Here is a 20,177-nt window from a genome sequence, read left to right on the forward strand (position 1 = left end):
TTCTGTCCGGAGGTACGCGGCGAGCGCCGTCGACGTCGGGTAGTCGTAGACCAGGGTGGGCGGCAGCCGCAGGCCCATGAGGGTGTTCAGCCGGTTGCGCAGTTCCACGGCGGTCAGCGAGTCGAAGCCCAGTTCCTTGAACGCACGGCTCTCCTCGACCGCCGCCGCGTCGGCGTGCCCCAGCACGTCCGCCACGGCGGACCGCACCAGTTCCAGCAGCGTCCGCTCGCGCTCCGCGGCCGACTGTCCGGCGAGCCGCTCGGCCAGCGAGGACCGGTCCGCGTCGTCGCCTGCCGCCGCCCTATCGGAGGCGGCGTCCGCGCCGCTCTCCAGCGCCTTACGGGCCTCCGGGAGGTCCGCGAGCAGCGGGCTCGGGCGCGATGCCGTGAAGCCGGGAGCGAACCGCGCCCAGTCGATGTCCGCGACCGTGACGGTCGTCTCGTCCAGGTTCAGCGCCCGGTGCAGCGCGGCGATCGCCGGCTCCGCCGCCATCGGCGGCACCCCGGCACGCCGCATCCGCTGCTCAAGCGCCTCGTCCGCGGCCATGCCACCCTCGGCCCACGGACCCCAGGCGACCGACGTCGCCACGAGCCCGTCCGCACGGCGCCGCTCGGCCAACGCGTCCAAATAGGCATTGGCAGCGGCATAGTTGGCCTGACCCGCCGCGCCCATGGACCCGGCGATCGACGAGAACAAGACGAAGGCGGACAGGTTGAAGCCCAGGTCGCGCGTCAGCGCGTCGAGATGCGCGGCGGCCTCGGCCTTCGCCCGCAGCACGGTGTCGAACCGCTCGGGCGTGAGCGCGTCCAGCACACCGTCGTCGAGCACACCGGCCACATGGAAGACCGCCGTCAAGGGGAACTCCGCCGGAAGCCCGGACAGCAGCCCCGCCAGCGCCCCCCGGTCGGCCGCATCGCACGCCGCCACCGTCACCCGCGCACCCGACGCGGCCAACTCCTCACACAACTCCGCCGCACCCGGCGCCTCAAGACCACGACGGCTCGTCAGCACCACATGCTCGGCACCATGACGGACCAGCCAACGGGCCACCTGCGCACCCAGCGCACCCGTACCACCCGTGACCAGCACGGAACCCGGCCCCGGACGCCAGACGCGCCCATCGGCCGACGGCACCGAAGCCCGCGACAGACGCCGCCCGAAGACACCGGAGGAGCGGACCGCGACCTGGTCCTCACCGCCACCACCCGCCAGCACGGTCACCAACCGGGACAACGCCCGGTCATCCACAGCCTCGGGAAGGTCGACCAAACCGCCCCAGGACCCGGGGAGTTCGAGGGCGGCGACCCGGCCCAGACCCCACACCCGCGCCTGCACCGGATCCACCGCCGTGTCGGAGCGACCCACCGACACCGCACCCCGCGTGGCCACCCACAACGGCGCGCTGATCCCGGCATCACCCAACGCCTGCGTCAGCGCCACCGTACGCAGCAAGGCTCCGCCGAAGGCGACGAACGAAAGCACACCCGCCACGGCACCATCCGCACCGTCCGCGACAGCCACCGTACGCAGCAGCCCGGCCACATCCGCACGGTCCTCGGCCCCGACCTCGACCCGCACCACCTCGGCACCCCGCGCGGACAGCACCCGCTCCACGCCCCCGTACCACTCCTCAGCAACTCCGCCAGCGGGCACGACAACCAGCCAACGCCCGGACAGCACCCCCACGGACCGATCACCCACCGGCCTCCACGTCACGTGGTAGCGCCAGCCGTCGACGGTGGCGCGCTCGCGCTGCTGCCGCCGCCACGACGACAGCATGGGCAGCACCTCGCCCAGCGAGGAGAGTTCGTCGGCGCCCTCGGTCTCCAGGGTCCCGGCGAGGCCCTCCAGGTCCTCGCGCTCCACGGCCTCCCAGAACCGGGCGTCGACCACGTCCGCATCCGAGGTGGTGACACCGCCGGCACCGCTCTCCCGGAGCTGGTCCTCGGCGATCTCCACCCAGTAGCGCTGCCGCTGGAACGCGTACGTCGGCAGTTCCACGCGCCGCGCGCCGGTCCCGGCGAAGAACGCGGCCCAGTCCAGGGCGACGCCGCGGGTGTGCAGGCGGGCGAGTGCGCCGGTCAGCGCTTCCGCCTCGGGACGTCCCTTGCGCAGTACGGGGGTGAAGGCCGCGCCGTCGCCGGTCACGCACTCCTGCGCCATCGCGGACAGGACACCGTCCGGGCCGAGTTCGACGTACGTGGTGACGCCCTGCGCTTCCAGCGTCCGCACGCCGTCAAGGAAACGGACCGCCTCGCGAGCGTGCCGCACCCAGAAATCGGCGGTCGCGATCTCCTCGGCGGACACCACGCCACCAGTCAGGCCCGACACGATCGGAATGCGCGGCGCCTCGTACGACAGCCCCTCCGCGACCTCCCGGAACGCCTCCACCATCCCGTCCATACGCGGCGAATGGAACGCATGGCTCACGGTCAGCCGCTTCGTCTTACGGCCCTGCGCCTCAAACGACCCGGCGATCTCCAGCGCCACATCCTCGTCACCCGCGATGACGACCGACGCCGGACCGTTGAGCGCGGCAATGCTCACGCGCTCGGTCAGCAGAGGCAGCACCTCGTCTTCCGACGCCTGGAGCGCGATCATCGCGCCACCGGCGGGCAGTTCCTGCATCAGACGACCGCGCGCGGCCACCAGCGTGCAGGCGTCCGCCAGGGACAGCACCCCGGCGACATGCGCGGCGGCCAGCTCGCCGATCGAGTGCCCGGACAGGAAGTCCGCCCGCAGCCCCCACGCCTCCACCAGACGGAACAACGCCACCTCGACCGCGAACAACGCGGGCTGCGTATACCCCGTCTGATCCAGCAGCCCAGCATCCTCCCCGAACAGCACGCCACGCAACGGCCGCTCAACGTGCCGGTCCAGCTCCGCACACACCGCGTCCAGCGCCTCCGCGAACAGCGGGTACGCCGCGTACAACTCGCGCCCCATCCCCAGGCGCTGGCTCCCCTGCCCCGTGAACAGGAACGCCACCTTGCCCTCGGCGGTCGCGCCCTCGATCAGACCGGGGGCGGACTCTCCCCGTACCAGGGCGTCCAGGCCGCGCAGCAGTCCGTCACGGTCGTCGGCGACCACCACGGCGCGGCGCTCCAGCGCCGCCCTGCCGGTCGCCAGCGAGTACGCCACGTCCGTGGCGTCCAGGTCGGTGCCGGTCCCGGTGCCGGTCCCGGTCCCGGTGCCAGTGCCGGTGCCGAGGTGGGCTCGGAGCCGCTCGGCCTGGCCGCGCAGTGCGGCCTCGGTCTTGCCCGACAGCATCCACGGCAGCAGGGGCGGCCGGGGCGACGTACGGGCGTCCGAGTCACGCTCACGCTCCTCCACGGCCGGGGGCTGCTCGATGATGGTGTGCGCGTTGGTGCCGCTCACACCGAACGACGAGACGGCGGCCCGGCGCGGGCGGCCGCCGGTCTCCGGCCACTCCCGCGCCTCCGTCAGCAGCGCGATCTCGCCCGCCGACCAGTCCACGTGCGGCGTCGGCTCGTCCACGTGCAGCGTCTGCGGCAGCACGCCGTGCCGCATGGCCATCACCATCTTGATGATGCCCGCGACGCCGGCGGCGGCCTGCGTGTGGCCGATGTTGGACTTCAGCGAGCCGAGCCACAGCGGCTGCCCCGCCGGGCGGTCCTGACCGTAGGTGGCGAGCAGCGCCTGCGCCTCGATCGGGTCACCCAGCGTCGTACCCGTACCGTGCGCCTCCACCACGTCCACGTCGCCCGCCGACAATCCGCCACTGGCCAGCGCCTGCCGGATGACGCGCTGCTGGGCCGGGCCGTTGGGCGCGGTCAGCCCATTACTGGCCCCGTCCTGGTTGACCGCCGAGCCCCGCACGACCGCCAGCACCGGATGCCCGTTCCTGCGCGCGTCCGACAGTCGCTCCACCAGCAGCATGCCCGTACCCTCGGACCACCCCGTACCGTCGGCGGCGGCCGCGAACGACTTGCAGCGGCCATCGCCGGACAGGCCGCCCTGGCGGCTGAAGTCCACGAAGGTGTCCGGGGTGGCCATCACCGTCACACCGCCGGCGAGCGCCAGCGAGCACTCGCCATTCCGCAGCGCCTGCGCCGCCAGATGCAGCGCGACCAGCGACGACGAACACGCCGTGTCGATCGTGACCGCCGGACCTTCCAACCCGAAGGTGTACGCGATCCGGCCGGAGGCCACACTGCCCGCCGTGCCCGTGCCCAGATAGCCCTCCAGGCCCTCGGGGACGGCCGGCAGCCGGGAGATGTAGTCGTGGTACATGACGCCCGCGAAGACGCCGGTCTTGCTGCCGCGTACGGTCGCCGGGTCGATACCCGCCCGCTCGAACGCCTCCCACGACGTCTCCAGCAGCAACCGCTGCTGCGGGTCCATCGCCATGGCCTCGCGCGGGTTGATGCCGAAGAAGTCCGGGTCGAAGTCGGCGGCGTCGTAGAGGAAGCCGCCCTCGATGGTCGTGCTGGTGCCCGCCTGGGCGGGATCGTCGCCGTGCAGCGCGTCCAGGTCCCAGCCGCGGTCGGTCGGGAAACCGGAGACGGCGTCCACCGCACCCGTCACGAGCTGCCACAGCTCCTCGGGGCTGGTGACGCCGCCCGGGTAGCGGCAGCTCATGCCGACAATGGCGATCGGATCATCGTCAGCCACAGCGACCGTGGCCACGGAGGCGAGGTCCGCGGAACGATCCCCCACCAGCTCGGTGCGCAGGTGGCGGGCGAGGACGATCGGGTCCGGGTAGTCGAAGACGAGCGTGGCAGGCAGCCGCAGCCCGGTCACCGCGTTGAGGTGGTTACGGAGTTCGACAGCGGTGAGGGAGTCGAAGCCCAGCTCCTTGAACGCCCGCCCGGAACCGATGGTCTCCGGACCCGCGTAACCGAGCACCGTCGCCACCTGCGTACGGACCAACTCCAACAGCGTCCGCTCCTGCTCGGCCACCGACAGCCCCTGGAGCCGCTGCACCAGACCGGACTCACCAGTCACCGCCGCCTCGACGGCGCGCCGCACCGGGACCCGCACCAGACCCCGCAGCAACGGCGAGACCGCACCGGTCGACGCCTGCGTACGCAGCACGCCGAGGTCCAGGCGCATCGGCACCAGCGACGCGGCTCCCATCGGGAGCGCGGTGTCGAAGAGCCGCAGTCCTTCCGCCACGGGCAGCGGGGGCACACCGGCCCGCCGCATACGGGCGATGTCGGCCTCGTCGAGGCTGTCGCCCATACCGCCACCGGCCCACAGCCCCCACGCCAGCGCGGTCGCGGGCAGGCCACGGGCCGCGCGGTGGGCGGCCAGCGCGTCCAGGAAGACGTTGGCAGCGGCGTAGTTGCCCTGACCAGGCCCACCGAAGACACCGGCGGCCGAAGAGAACAGCACGAAGGCCGACAGGTCCAGCTCCTGCGTCAGCTCGTGCAGGTTCCACGCCGCGTCCACCTTCGGACGCATCACATGCGCGAGGCGCTCGGGCGTCAGCGAGCCGATGACGCCGTCGTCCAACACACCGGCGGTGTGGACGACGCCGGTCAGCGGGTGGTCGGCCGGGATCGCCGCCAGCACGGCGGCCAGTGCCTCCCGGTCCGCCACGTCGCAGGCGGCCCAGCGCACTTCGGCGCCGGACTCGGCCAGTTCGGCGGCCAGTTCGGCCGCGCCCGGTGCCTGCTCGCCGCGTCGGCTGACCAGCAGCAGACGCCGTACGCCGTGCTCGGCCACCAGGTGGCGGGCGAACAGACCGCCCAGCGAGCCGCTGGCGCCCGTGACCAGCACCGTGCCCTCGGGGTGCCAGACCGGGGCGGCAGCATCCGCGTCGCCGGTGTCGGCCGCGGACTGGGCGCGGACGAGGCGCGGCGTCCTGAGGGCGCCCTCCCGTACCGCGATCTCCTGCTCTCCCGAGGCCAGAGCCGCAGGCAGCGCGCGCAGCGGTTCCTCATGGTCGTCGACGTCGACGAGGACGAACCGGCCGGGGTTCTCCGACTGCGCCGAGCGCAGCAGACCCCACACGGCCGCGGCCGCCGGATCGGCCACCGGCTCGCCCGCCCCGGTGGCCACAGCCCCCGAGGTCAGCACGGCCAGCGTCACGTCCGCGAAGCGCTCATCGGACAGCCAGTCCTGCACCAGCGCGAGCGCGTCGGCGGTGAGACGGTGCGCGGCGGCGGCCACACCCTCGTTGCCGCCACCACGCCCCGACAGCGATACGAAGACGACCTCCGGCACCGGGGCACCCGACGCGACCGACTCCGCCAGCGCCGCGAGGTCCGCGTACACCGCCGCCTCGGCACCGGCGGCAGCCGTCAGTCCAAGCTGATCGGCGCCCAGAACGGCCCAACGGCCGCCCCCGCTCCCCCGCTCGACCGCGCCCGCCAACTCGGTCCACTCCACCTGGAACAGCGACTCGTGGTGCGTCGTACGGGCGGTCCGCAGCTGCTCGGCCGAGACCGGGCGCAGGACCAGCGACTCCACAGCCGCGACCGGCGCGCCCGTGCCGTCCGCGATCTCCAGCCGCACTCCGTCGGTTCCCACGGGTGCCAGACGGACGCGCAGGGCGGCGGCGCCGCTCGCGTGCAGCGACACCCCTGTCCAGGCGAACGGCAGCCGTCCCTGGTCCTCCGTACCGCCGAGTCCCCCGAGTCCGAGCGCGTGCAGCGCGGCGTCCAGCAGCGCGGGGTGCAGCCCGAACCGGCCCGCCTCCTCCGACGCGGTCTCCGGCAGCACTACTTCGGCGAACACCTCGCCATCGCGCTGCCATGCCTTGCGCAGGCCCTGGAACACGGGCCCGTACGCGAAGCCGATGTCCAGCAGGTGGTCGTACCGCTCGTGGACCTCCACCTCCGTCGCACCGGCGGGAGGCCACGCGCTGAGGTCGAACGACGCCCGCGGTCGCGCGTCAGCGACCAGGGCACCGCTGGCGTGGCGCGTCCACGGCTCCTCGGCGGGCAGGTCCTCCAGCCGGGAGTGGAGCGTGAGCGGCCTACGCCCGGACTCGTCAGCCGCACCGACCGCCAACCGCAACTGGACACCGCCCCGCTCCGGCAGCACCAGCGGAGCCTCCAGCGTCAACTCCTCCAGCAGATCACAACCAACCTGGTCCCCCGCCCGGACCGCCAACTCCACGAACGCCGTCCCCGGCAACAGGACACTGCCCAAGATGGTGTGATCGGCGAGCCACGGGTGCGTCGAGAGCGCCAGACGGCCGGTGAACAGCAGACCGTCCGCGTCGGGCAGTTCGGCACTGGCTCCCAGCAGCGGGTGCGCGGCCTCGCCCAGACCCATGGCGGTGACGTCACCGAGCGACAGCCACGACACGTTCGGCCAGTAACGCTGCCGCTGGAAGGCGTACGTCGGCAGCTCGACCCGCCGGGCGCCCATCCCCGCGAAGTACGCGTCCCAGTCCACCGCCACACCGCGCACATGCGCACGGGCGACGGCGGTATTCAGCGCCTCGGCCTCCGGCCTGCCCTTCCGAAGGACAGGTACGAAGACAGCGGAATCGCCGGACACGCACTCCTGCCCCATCGCGGACAGGACCCCATCCGGGCCGAGTTCGACGTACGTCGTGACACCCTGCGCTTCGAGCGTGAGGATGCCGTCGAGGAAGCGGACCGCCTCCCGGACGTGCCGGACCCAGAAGTCGGCGGAGGTGATCTCCTCGGTGGAGACCACGCCACCGGTCAGATTCGACACGATCGGAATGCGCGGAGCCGCGTACGACAGCCCCTCCGCGACCGTACGGAACGCCTCCACCATCCCGTCCATGCATGGGGAATGGAACGCGTGACTGACCGTGAGCCGCTTGGTCTTCCGGCCCTGTGCCTCAAAGCGCGCCGCGATCTCCAGCGCCACGTCCTCGTCACCGGCGATGACGACCGAGGTGGGCCCATTGACGGCGGCGATGCTCACCCGCTCGGTCAGCAGCGGCACTACCTCGTCCTCGGACGCCTGCACCGCGATCATCACGCCACCGACGGGCAGTTCCTGCATCAGACGCCCACGAGCCGCTACCAACGTGCACGCGTCTTCCAACGACAGCACACCCGCCACATGCGCAGCCGCCAGCTCACCGATCGAGTGCCCGGACAGGAAGTCCGCCCTCAGCCCCCACGCCTCCACCAGACGGAACAGCGCCACCTCGACCGCGAACAGCGCAGGCTGCGTGTACCCCGTCTGATCCAACAACCCCGCGTCGTCCCCGAACAGCACGTCCCGCAGCGGCCGTTCCAGGTGCCCGTCCAGATGCGCGCACACCGCGTCCAGCGCCTCAACGAACACCGGATACGTCTCGTACAGCTCACGGCCCATGCCGAGCCGCTGACTGCCCTGCCCCGTGAACAGGAACGCCACCTTGCCCGCCACGACCGTGTCCGTGACGACACCAGCCGCACCACGGCCCTCCGCCAACGCAGCCAATCCCGCCAGCAGACCGTCCCGGTCACCGCCCACCACCGCCGCGCGCTCCTCGAAGGACGCGCGGCCGACGGCCAGCGAGTACCCGACGTCGGTCAGGGCGGCGTCCGGCGCGGTGGCCAGGTGGGTGCGGAGCCGGTCGGCCTGTGCGCGCAGCCCGTCCGGACTCTTGGCCGACAGGATCACCGGCAGGGCCGCCGGCGGCATCGAGCCGGTGTCCGTGTCCGCCGCCGCGTCCTCCTGCCCGACAGCCGGTGCCTGCTCGATGATGGCGTGGGCGTTGGTGCCGCTGAAGCCGAACGAGGAGATGCCCGCGCGGCGCGGCCGCCCGGTCTCCGGCCACGCCACCGGTTCGGTGAGCAGGGCGACCTGGCCCGCCGACCAGTCCACATGCGGCGTCGGCTCGTCGACGTGCAGCGTCCGCGGCAGCAGCCCGTGCTGGATCGCCAGCACCATCTTCATCACACCCGCGACACCCGCCGCGGCCTGCGTATGCCCGATGTTGGTCTTGATGGAGCCCAGCCACAACGGCCGGTCGCCGTCCCGCTCCTGGCCGTACGTGGCCAGCAGCGCCTGCGCCTCGATCGGGTCACCCAGCTTCGTACCCGTACCGTGCGCCTCCACCACGTCCACATCGCCCGCCGACAACCCAGCACTCGCCAGCGCCTGCCGAATCACCCGCTGCTGCGACGGACCATTCGGCGCCGTCAACCCATTACTGGCCCCGTCCTGGTTGACGGCGCTACCGCGCACGACCGCCAGCACCGGATGCCCGTTCCTGCGCGCGTCCGACAGCCGCTCCACCAGCAGCATGCCCACGCCCTCACCCCAGCCCGTACCATCCGCACCCGCCGCGAACGCCTTGACCCGACCATCGGCCGCCAACCCGCGCTGACGGCTGAAGTCGACGAAGATGCCTGGGGTGGACATCACGGTCACACCGCCGGCCAGCGCCAGCGAGCACTCGCCGTTGCGCAGCGCCTGGATGGCCCAGTGCAGGGCGACCAGCGACGACGAGCACGCCGTGTCCACCGTCACCGCCGGGCCCTCCAGGCCGAAGGTGTACGCCAGGCGGCCGGAGACCACGCTGGCCGCGTTGCCCGTGCCCATGTGGCCCTCAAGTCCCTCGGGTGCGTTCAGCAGCAGGGAGAGGTAGTCCTGGCCGTTGGTGCCGACGAACACGCCGGCCTGGCTGCCGCGCAGGGTGGCGGGGTCGATGCCCGCCCGTTCGAACGCCTCCCACGACGTCTCCAGCAGCAGCCGCTGCTGCGGATCCATCGCGAGGGCCTCGCGCGGCGAGATGCCGAAGAACGCCGGGTCGAAGTCGGCCGCGGCGTCCAGGAAGCCGCCCTCGCGGGCGTACGAGGTGCCCTCGACGTCCGGGTCCGGGTGGTACAGCCGCTCCACATCCCAGCCGCGGTCCGCGGGCATGCCCGCGATCGTGTCCTCTCCGGACACGAGCAGCCGCCACAGTTCCTCGGGCGTCTGCACCCCGCCGGGGAAGCGACAGCTCATCGCCACGATCGCGATGGGGTCCTCGGCCACCACCGCCGTGACGGCGGGACCGGTGACGGCGGCCTGCTCGCCGAGCAGTTCGGTGAAGAGGTGGCCTGCGAGGGCGACCGGGTTCGGGTAGTCATAGATGAGCGTGGTCGGGAGCCGCAGCTCGGTCGCGGCGTTGAGGCCGTTGCGCAGTTCGACGGCGGTCAGCGAGTCGAAGCCGATCTCCCTGAACGCCCGGTCCTCCGCGACGTCCGCCACGTCCACGTGGCCGAGGACGTCCGCGACGTGCGTGCGGACGAGGTCGAGCAGCGCGGTCCTGCGCTCCGCCTCGGAGGGCAGGGAGATGAGACGCCGGGTCAGTGCGGAGGCCGTCTCGGCGGCCCCGGCGTCAGGTCCGTGGCCGTGCCCGGCCGCGTCCCGCGCGGCGTCCGCGCGACGCGTCGCGGCGCGCCGTACCTCGGCCAGGTCCGCCAGCAGGGGACTCGGCCGTACGGCGGTGAAGCCGGGGGCGAACCGCGCCCAGTCGACGTCCGCGACCGTGACGGTCGTCTCGTCCAGGTCCAGCGCCCGCTGGAGCGCGCCCAACGCGAGCCCGGCGTCCATGGGCGGCAACCCGGCACGCCGCATCCGCTGCTCAAGCACCTCGTCGGCGGCCATGCCACCCTCGGCCCACGGCCCCCAGGCGACCGACGTCGCCGGAAGCCCATCCGCCCGGCGCCGCTCGGCGAGCGCGTCCAGGAACGCGTTCGCCGCCGCGTAGTTGGCCTGCCCGGCCGCGCCGACCGTGCCGCTGATCGAGGAGAAGAGCACGAACGCGGACAGGTCGCAGCCCAGCTCACGCGTCAGCGCGTCCAGGTTGGCCGCGGCCCCGGCCTTCGCCCGCAAGACGGTGTCGAACCGCTCAGGCGTGAGCCCGTCCAACACACCGTCGTCCAGCACACCCGCCGCGTGGAAGACCGCCGTCAACGGGAACTCCGCCGGAAGCCCGGACAACAACCCCGCCAGCGCCTCCCGGTCGGCCGCGTCACACGCCGCCACCGTCACCCGCGCACCCGACGCAGCCAACTCCTCACACAACTCCGCCGCACCCGGCGCCTCAAGACCACGGCGACTGGCCAGCACCACATGCTCGGCGCCGTTGTCGACCAGCCAGCGGGCCACCTGCGCGCCCAGCGCGCCCGTGCCTCCGGTCACCAGGACCGAGCCACGCGGCCGCCACGCCTCGGACTCCGCCACGGCTCCCGCGGCGGCGCGGGCCAGCCGGCGGCCGAGGACACCAGCGGGGCGGACCGCTATCTGGTCCTCGTCCCCCGCTCCGGCCAGTACCGTCGCCAGCCGCGCCAGGGTCCGGTCGTCCACCGTCCCGGGGAGGTCGACCAGACCGCCCCAGCGCTCGGGGAGTTCGAGGGCCGCGACCCGGCCCAGACCCCACACCCGCGCCCGCACCGGATCCGCAGCCGCGTCCGAGCGGCCCACGGACACCGCGCCCCGCGTGGCCACCCACAACGGCGCGTCCACTCCGGCATCACCCAGCGCCTGCACCAAGACGGCCGTGCGCGACAGCCCGGCGGCGCCGACCGCGTCGTCCGAGTCGTCTGCGCCATTCGAGTCATACGCGCCGTCCGCGTCGTCGACGGCGAGCAGCGAGAACACGCCCGCCACCGCCCCATCGGCGATCGCGGTACGCAGCAGCTCGGCCACAGCCGCCCGGTCCTCGGCGCCGATCTCGACCCGCCGGACCTCGGCACCGCGCGCGGACAGCGTCCGTACGGCCCCGGCCGCCCACTCCTCGACCGCACCGCCCTCGGGGACGGCCACCAGCCAGACCCCGGAGAGCCGCGCCGTGCCGCGCAGGGCCAGCGGCTTCCACGTCACGCGGTAGCGCCAGCCGTCGACCCCGTCGGCCACGAGGTCCCGTACCGGCTCCTCCGGCCAGTAGCGGCGGCGCTGGAAGGCGTACGTGGGCAGCTCGACGCGCTGGGCGCCGGTCCCGGCGAAGTACGCCGCCCAGTCCACACCGGCGCCCCGGACGTGGGCCTGCGCGAGGGCGGCGGTGAGGGTCTCGGCCTCGGCGCGTCCCTTGCGCAGGACGGGGGCGAAGGCCGCGCCGTCGCCGGTCACGCACTCCTGCGCCATCGCGGACAGCACGCCGTCCGGGCCGAGTTCGACGAAGGTCGTCACACCCTGGGCTTCGAGCGTACGGACGCCGTCGAGGAAACGCACGGCCTCGCGGACGTGCCGGACCCAGAAGTCGGCGGTGGTGATCTCCTCGGCGGACACCACGGCGCCGGTGAGGTTGGAGACGATGGGGATACGAGGAGCCTCGTACGACAGCCCTTCCGCGACCTCCCGGAACGCCTCCACCATCCCGTCCATACGGGGCGAGTGGAACGCGTGGCTGACGGCCAGCCGCTTGGTCTTCCGGCCGTCAGCCTCGAACCGCGCCGCGATCTCCAGCGCCGCATCCTCGTCACCCGCGATGACGACCGACGTCGGGCCGTTGAGCGCGGCGATGCTCACCCGATCGGAGAGCAGAGGCAGTACCTCGTCCTCCGACGCCTGGAGCGCGATCATCGCGCCACCGACGGGCAGCTCCTGCATCAGACGGCCACGCGCCGCCACCAGCGCGCACGCGTCCGACAGCGACAGCACACCCGCCACATGCGCGGCCACCAGCTCGCCGATCGAGTGCCCGGACAGGAAGTCCGCCCGCAGCCCCCACGCCTCGACCAGCCGGAACAGCGCCACCTCAACCGCGAACAACGCGGGCTGCGTGTACCCCGTCTGATCCAGCAGCCCGGCATCCTCCCCGAACAGGACGTCCTTCAACGGACGTTCGAGATGCCCGTCCAGCTCCGCACACACCGCGTCCAGCGCCTCCGCGAACACCGGATACGCCTCGTACAGCTCACGGCCCATACCGAGCCGCTGGCTGCCCTGCCCCGTGAACAGGAACGCCGTCTCGCCGCCGGTCACCGAGCCCCGCACGAGGCCCTGTGCCGTCGCCTCTCCCGCCGCCAGGGCAGCCAGGCCCCGGAGCAGGTCTTCCCGGTCGCCTGCGGCCAGCACGGCGCGCTGGTCGAGAGCGGCGCGGCCCGTGGCCAATGTGTAGGCGACGTCGGTGAGTTCGACTACGGGTTCTGCCGCCACCCGCGCGTGCAGCCGTTCCGCCTGCGCCCGGAGCGCGTCCGCGCCCTTCGCCGACAGCACGTACGGCAGCACCGGCGGCAGTGGGGAGGATGCCTTGGCGGGCGGCTGCCGCAGCTCCTCCGTCGCCTCGGCAGCGGGCGCCTGCTCGATGATGGTGTGCGCGTTCGTGCCGCTGATGCCGAACGAGGACACACCGGCCCGGCGCGGACGACCGCCGGTCTCCGGCCACTCCCGCGCCTCCGTCAGCAGCGCGATCTCCCCCGCCGACCAGTCCACGTGCGGCGTCGGCTCGTCCACGTGCAGCGTCCGCGGCAGCACGCCGTGGCGGATCGCCATGACCATCTTGATGATGCCCGCGACACCGGCCGCGGCCTGGGAGTGGCCGATGTTGGACTTCACCGAACCCAGCCACAGCGGCTGGTCCTCGGGCCGGTTCTGGCCATACGTGGCCAGGAGCGCCTGCGCCTCGATCGGGTCGCCGAGCGTCGTGCCCGTGCCGTGCGCCTCCACCACGTCCACGTCGCCCGCCGACAGCCCGCCACTGGCCAGCGCCTGCCGGATGACGCGCTGCTGGGCCGGGCCGTTGGGCGCGGTCAGACCGTTGCTCGCACCGTCCTGGTTGACGGCGGAGCCGCGTACGACGGCCAGCACCGGGTGGCCGTTGCGGCGGGCGTCCGACAGCCGCTCCACCAGCAGCATGCCGACGCCCTCACCCCAGCCGGTGCCGTCCGCCGCCGCCGCGAACGGCTTGCAGCGGCCGTCGGCGGCGAGCCCGCGCTGGCGGCTGAACTCGGTGAAGGTGCCGGGTGTCGACATGACGGTGACACCACCCGCCAGCGCCATCGAGCACTCGCCGTTCCGCAGCGCCTGGATGGCCCAGTGCAGCGCCACGAGCGAGGACGAGCACGCGGTGTCCACCGTCACCGCCGGGCCTTCGAGGCCGAAGGCGTAGGCGATCCGCCCGGACATGACGCTGCCCGCGTTGCCGGTCATGACGTGCCCGGCGACCTCGGCCCCGGCCTCTTCGAGGCCCGCGTCGTAGCCGCTGTGGGCGGCGCCCACGAACACCCCGGCGCGGCTGCCGCGCAGCGTGTCCGCGTCGATGCCCGCGCGCTCGAACAGCTCCCAGGAGGTCTCCAGCAGCAGGCGCTGCTGCGGGTCCATGGCGAGGGCCTCGCGCGGCGAGATGCCGAAGAACGCCGCGTCGAAGCGGTCCGCGTCGTGCAGGAAGCCGCCGGTGCGGGCGTAGTCGGCGTCGGCCGGATCCGTGGCCGCGCCGTCACCGGCGGCCTGGCTCTCCCGGCGCTCCCGGCTCTCCCGGCTCTCGCGACTCTCTCGGCCCTCCCGACTCTCTCGGCCCTCCCGACTCTCTCGGTTCTCCCAGCTCTCCCAGCCGCGGTTCACCGGGAAGCCGGAGACCGCGTCCGTGCCGGTGGCGACGAGCTGCCACAGGTCCTCGGGCGTGTGCACGTCGCCGGGGTAGCGGCAGCTCATCGCGACGATCGCGATGGGGTCCGCGGCGTCGACGACCACGCTGCCCGCGGCCGCGGCGTCCTGCTCGGCGTCCCGGTCGGCCTCCTCGCCGAGGAGCGCGGCGCGCAGGTGGTCCGCGAGGGCGGCGGGGTTCGGGTGGTCGTAGACGATCGTCGTGGGCAGGCGCAGCCCGGTGGCGGTGGCCAGCCGGTTGCGGAACTCGACGGCGGTCAGCGAGTCGAAGCCCAGCTCCTTGAAGGCCCGGCCCGGCTCGACGGTGTCCCGGGAGGCGTGTCCCAGCGCCGCCGCGACCTGGGTGCGGACCAGGTCGAGCAGCGCGCGCCGGCGCTCCGGCGCGGAGAGTCCGAGCAGCCGCTGGGCCAGGGACGAGCCCGCCGCGGCCCGGTCGTCGGCGGTGGCGCGCCGCCGCGTCGTGCGGATGAGGACGCGCAGCAGGGCGGGGACCGGGTCCGTGCCGATGGCGGTGCGCATCGCCGGCAGGTCCAGGCGGGCGGGGACCAACGCGGCGCGACCGGTGCCGCGGGCGGCGTCGACCAGCGCCGCGTCGAACAGCGCCATGCCCTCGTCGTCGGCGAGCGCGCCCATGCCGTGCCGTGCCATGCGCGCCAGGTCGGCGTCCCGCAGGCCGCCGGTGATGCCGCTGGCCTCGGCCCACAGGCCCCAGGCCAGGGAGGTGGCGGGGAGCCCGTGGGCGTGCCGGTGCTGGGCGAGCGCGTCGAGGAAGACGTTGGCCGCCGCGTAGTTGGCCTGGCCCGCGTTGCCGAATGTGCCGGCGACGGCCGAGAACAGGACGAACGCCGACAGGTCGAGGTCGCGGGTCAGCTCGTGCAGGTGCCACGCGGCGTCGAGCTTGGGCCGCAGGACGCGGTCGAGCGCGTCGGCGGTCAGAGCCGCCACCGTGCCGTCGTCCAGTACGCCGGCGGTGTGGACGACGGCGGTGAGCGGGTGCTCGGCGGGGACGGCGGCCAGGGTCGCGGCCAGGGCGCCGCGGTCGGCGGCATCGCATGCGGCGAACGTGACCTCGGCCCCCTGCGCACCGAGTTCGGCGGCGAGTTCGGCGGCTCCGGGGGTCTGGTCGCCGCGACGACTGGTGAGCAACAGGTGGCGTACGCCGTGCTCGGCGACAAGATGCCGCGCGACGACCCGGCCCAGGGTGCCGGTGCCGCCGGTGATGAGGACGGTGCCGCGGGGGTCGAACTCGGGGAGGCGACCGGCGCCACCGGGCTCATCGGCGGCATCATCCTGGGCGGCCACACCGGTGGCCAGGCCGGACTCGGCGGCGGTAGTGGGCCCGTTGGGCCCACTCGCCGCCTCGCCGCGCGCCGAGTCGTGCGCCGGGGCGCGGACCAAGCGCGGTGCCAGCGTGCGGCCCGCGCGCAGTGCCAGTTCCGGTTCTCCCTCGGCGTGGCCGAGTGCCGCCAGCGCCAGGGCGCCGGGCAGGGCGGCGGCCGACGCGGCGTCTGCGTCGACGTCGATCAGGGCGAAGCGGCCCGGGTTCTCGGTCTCGGCCGTGCGCAGCAGGCCCCACAGGGCGGCGTGTGCGAGGTCGGTGACGTCGTCATCGGGTGCGGCCGCGACCGCGCCGCGGGTCACCGCGGCCAGTCGGGCGCCCGCCAAGCGCTCGTCGGTCGTCCAGTTCCGCACCAGGTCCAGGGCGCGGTGCGCCGCCTGGTGTGCGGCTTCGACGAGCTCTTCGGGGGCGTACGGCGCGTACGGGGCGGCAAACGTGGCGAGGACGAGGTCCGGCGCGGCGATGTCTCCCGCGTCGACGGCCGCGCCCAGAGCCGCCAGGTCCGGGTAGGAGGCGGTGGCGAGACCGGCCTGGGCCAGTGCCTCGGCCAGGCCGAAGGGGTCCTCGCCCAGGACGACCGTCCCCATGTCGGCGGACGGCCCGGCCTCGGCCGCGCGCGGTGCCACCCAGTCGAGGTGGTAGAGGTGCTGCCGGTACGCGCCGCCCTGGTCGGCGCCGAAGGCGCCCGACGCGCCCGACGCGCCCTCCGGCAGCGGGCGCAGGCTCAGGCTGTCGACGGTGCCCACCGGCATACCGGTGGCGTCGGCGAGCGTCAGGGACAGCGTGCCGTCTCCGGCGGGGGCGATCCGCACACGGAGCGCGGCGGCGCCCACCGCGTGCAGGGACACGCCCTGCCACACCTCGGGCAGCCGGGCGCCGTCACAGCCGTACGCCGGGTGCAGCGCGGCGTCCAGCAGCGCCGGGTGCAGGGCGAAGCGGCCCGCGCCCGGCTCGGTGTCCTCGGGCAGCCGTACCTCGCCGAACAGTTCGGCGCCGCGCCGCCAGGCGGCCGCGAGGCCCTGGAACACCGGTCCGTGCCGGAGCCCGGCCGCGGCGAGTTCCGCGTAGAGCCCGTCGGTGCCGACCGGTTCGGCGCCGGGCGGCGGCCACTCGGCCAGTTCGGACGACGGCTGCCGCGCCCCGGTGGCAAGGACGCCGACAGCGTGCCGGGTCCACGGCGCCTCGGGGGCATCCTCGGTACGGGAGGAGACGGTGACCGGGCGGCGCCCGGCGTCGTCCGGCGCCCCGACCTCCAGTTGGATCCGCACCCCGCCCCGCGCGGGGAGCACCAGCGGGGCCTCCAGGGCCAGTTCGTCCAGGTGGTCGCAGCCGACCTGGTCGCCCGCGCGGATCGCCAGCTCCACGAAGGCCGTACCCGGCAGCAGCACCGACCCCATGACGGTGTGGTCGGCGAGCCACGGGTGAGTGTCGAGGCCGAGCCGCCCGGTGAACAGGAAGCCGTCGGTCACGGCGAGCGGCACGGCCGCACCCAGCAGCGGGTGGTCCGCCGCTTCCAGGCCCACGGACGTCACATCGCCGACCCGGGCTCCCGGCTCCAGCCAGAACCGCTGGTGCTGGAAGGCGTACGTCGGCAACTCGACGCGGCGCGCGCCGGTCCCGGCGAAGAACCGCTCCCAGTCCAGCGCCACGCCGCGGACGTGCGCGTGAGCGAGGGCGGTGGTCAGGGCCTGGGCCTCCGGCCTGCCCTTGCGCAGGACGGGCACGAACGCGGCACCCTCACCGGCGACGCACTCCTGCGCCATCGCGGACAGCACCCCGTCCGGCCCCAACTCGATGAAGGTGGTGACCTTCTGTGCTTCGAGCGTGCGGACGGCGTCGAGGAAGCGGACGGACTCACGGACGTGCCGCACCCAGAAGCCGGCGGTCGTGATCTCCTCGGCGGCCACCACGCCACCGGTCAGACCCGACACGATCGGGATCTTCGGCGCCTCATACGACAGGCCCTCCGCGACCGCACGGAACGCCTCCACCATCCCGTCCATACGCGGCGAATGGAACGCATGGCTGACAGCAAGCCGCTTCGTCTTACGGCCCTGAGCCTCCAAGGACCCCGCGATCGCCAGCGCCACGTCCTCGTCGCCCGCGATGACCACCGACGTCGGACCGTTGACGGCGGCGATGCTCACCCGGTCGGAAAGCAGCGGCAACACCTCCGCCTCCGACGCCTGAACCGCGACCATCGCGCCACCGGCAGGCAGCTCCTGCATCAGCCGGCCACGCGCCGCCACCAGCACACACGCATCCGACAGCGACAACACACCCGCCACATGCGCGGCCGCCAACTCACCGATCGAATGCCCGGACAGGAAGTCCGCCCGCAGCCCCCACGCCTCGACCAGCCGGAACAACGCCACCTCGACCGCGAACAACGCGGGCTGTGTGTACCCCGTCTGATCCAGCAGTCCGCCGTCCTCCCCAAACAGCACATCGCGCAACGGCCGCTCAAGGTGGGCGTCCAGCTCCGCGCACACCGCGTCCAGCGCCTCCGCGAACACCGGATACGCCGCGTACAGCTCACGGCCCATCCCCAGCCGCTGACTTCCCTGGCCCGTGAAGAGGAAGGCGAGCTTGCCGGTCACCGGCGAGCCCTGGACCAGGCCGGGTGCGGTGGTTTCCTCGGCCAGGGCGTCCAGCCCGGCCAGGAAGCCGCCCTCGTCGCCCGCGATGAGGACCGCCCGGTGGTCGAACGCGGCGCGGGTGGTGGCCAGCGAGTATCCGATGTCGGCGATGCCGGGGGCACCCGGTCCGGCCTCGGTGGCGCGCAGGAAGTCCCGCAGCCGCGCGGCCTGGGCGCGGGCGGCCGCGCCGCCGCGCCCGGACAGCACCCACGGCAGGACGGGCGGCAGGGCGGCGGAGGCAGCGGCGGACGTGCCGGTCGCGGCGCCGGACGTATCGGTCGCGGCGCCGGACGTGTCAGTCGCGGCGCCGGACGCGGGCTGCGCCGTGGCCGGTTCAGCCTCGGGCGCCTGCTCGATGACGGTGTGCACGTTGGTGCCGCTGACGCCGAACGACGACACACCGGCCCGGCGCGGCCGGCCGGTCTCCGGCCACGGCCGGGCCTCGGTCAGCAGCGACACCTCGCCCGCCGCCCAGTCGACGTGCGGGGTCGGCTCGTCCACGTGCAGCGTCCGCGGCAGCACGCCGTGGCGCATGGCCATGACCATCTTGATGACGCCCGCGACGCCTGCGACGTTCTGGGTGTGGCCGATGTTCGACTTGAGGGAGCCCAGCCACAGGGGCTGCCCTTGCGGGCGGTCCTGGCCGTACGTGGCCAGCAGCGCCTGGGCCTCGATCGGGTCGCCGAGCGTCGTGCCGGTGCCGTGCGCCTCGACCGCGTCCACGTCGGCGGCGGACAGCCGGGCGTTCTCCAGGGCCTGGCGGATGACGCGCTGCTGGGCGGGGCCGTTGGGGGCGGTCAGGCCGTTGCTGGCACCGTCCTGGTTGACGGCCGAGCCGCGGACGACGGCCAGCACCTGATGGCCGTTGCGGCGCGCGTCCGACAAACGCTCCACGAGCAGTACACCGACGCCCTCGGACCAGCCGGTGCCGTCGGCGGCGGCCGCGAAGGACTTGCAGCGGCCGTCGGCGGACAGCCCGCGCTGGCGGCTGAACTCCACGAAGACGTCCGGGGACGACAGTACGGTCACACCGGCGGCGAGGGCGAGCGAGCACTCGCCGTGCCGCAGCGCCTGGACCGCCATGTGGAGGGCGACCGAGGAGGACGAGCAGGCCGTGTCGATGGTGGCCGCCGGGCCTTCGAGGCCGAAGGCGTAACTGAGCCGTCCGGAGACGACGCTGGAGGCGGTGCCGGTGAGCAGGTGGCCCTCGACGCCCTCCGGCAGGTCGTACTCGCCCGCCCCGTACGCCTGGGCGGAGGCGCCGACGAACACGCCCGCGCGGGAGCCGCGTATCGACGCCGGGTCGATCCCGGCCCGCTCGAACGCCTCCCAGGAGGTCTCCAGCAGCAGCCGCTGCTGCGGATCCATCGCGAGGGCCTCGCGCGGCGAGATGCCGAAGAAGTCCGGGTCGAACCGGTCGGCGTCGTGCAGGAAGCCGCCGCCGCGGGCGTAGAAGGTGCCCGCGTGCTCCGGGTCGGGGTCGTACAGCGACGCGATGTCCCAGCCCCGGTCGTCCGGGAAGCCGGAGACGGCGTCCTGGCCGCCCGCGACGAGCTGCCACAGCTCCTCGGGGGAGCGCACGCCGCCGGGGAACCGGCAGCTCATGCCGATGATGGCGATCGGTTCCCGGGACGCCTCGGTGAGCTGCTGGTTCTGCCGCCGCAGCCGGTCGGTCTCCTTCAGCGAGGCCCGCAGCGCTTCAACGAGTTTGTCGTTGGGGT

At 73.7% G+C, this 20,177-nt stretch carries 1 pseudogene; it reads right to left on the reverse strand.

The features are described 5' to 3' along the window. Positions 1-54: 54 nt before the first annotated feature. Positions 55-20,166, reverse strand: a pseudogene (locus Q3Y56_RS11755) (type I polyketide synthase); the annotation flags it as partial. Positions 20,167-20,177 lie beyond the last annotated feature (11 nt).

It is taken from the genome of Streptomyces sp. XD-27 (genome assembly GCF_030553055.1).
Lineage (GTDB): Bacteria > Actinomycetota > Actinomycetes > Streptomycetales > Streptomycetaceae > Streptomyces.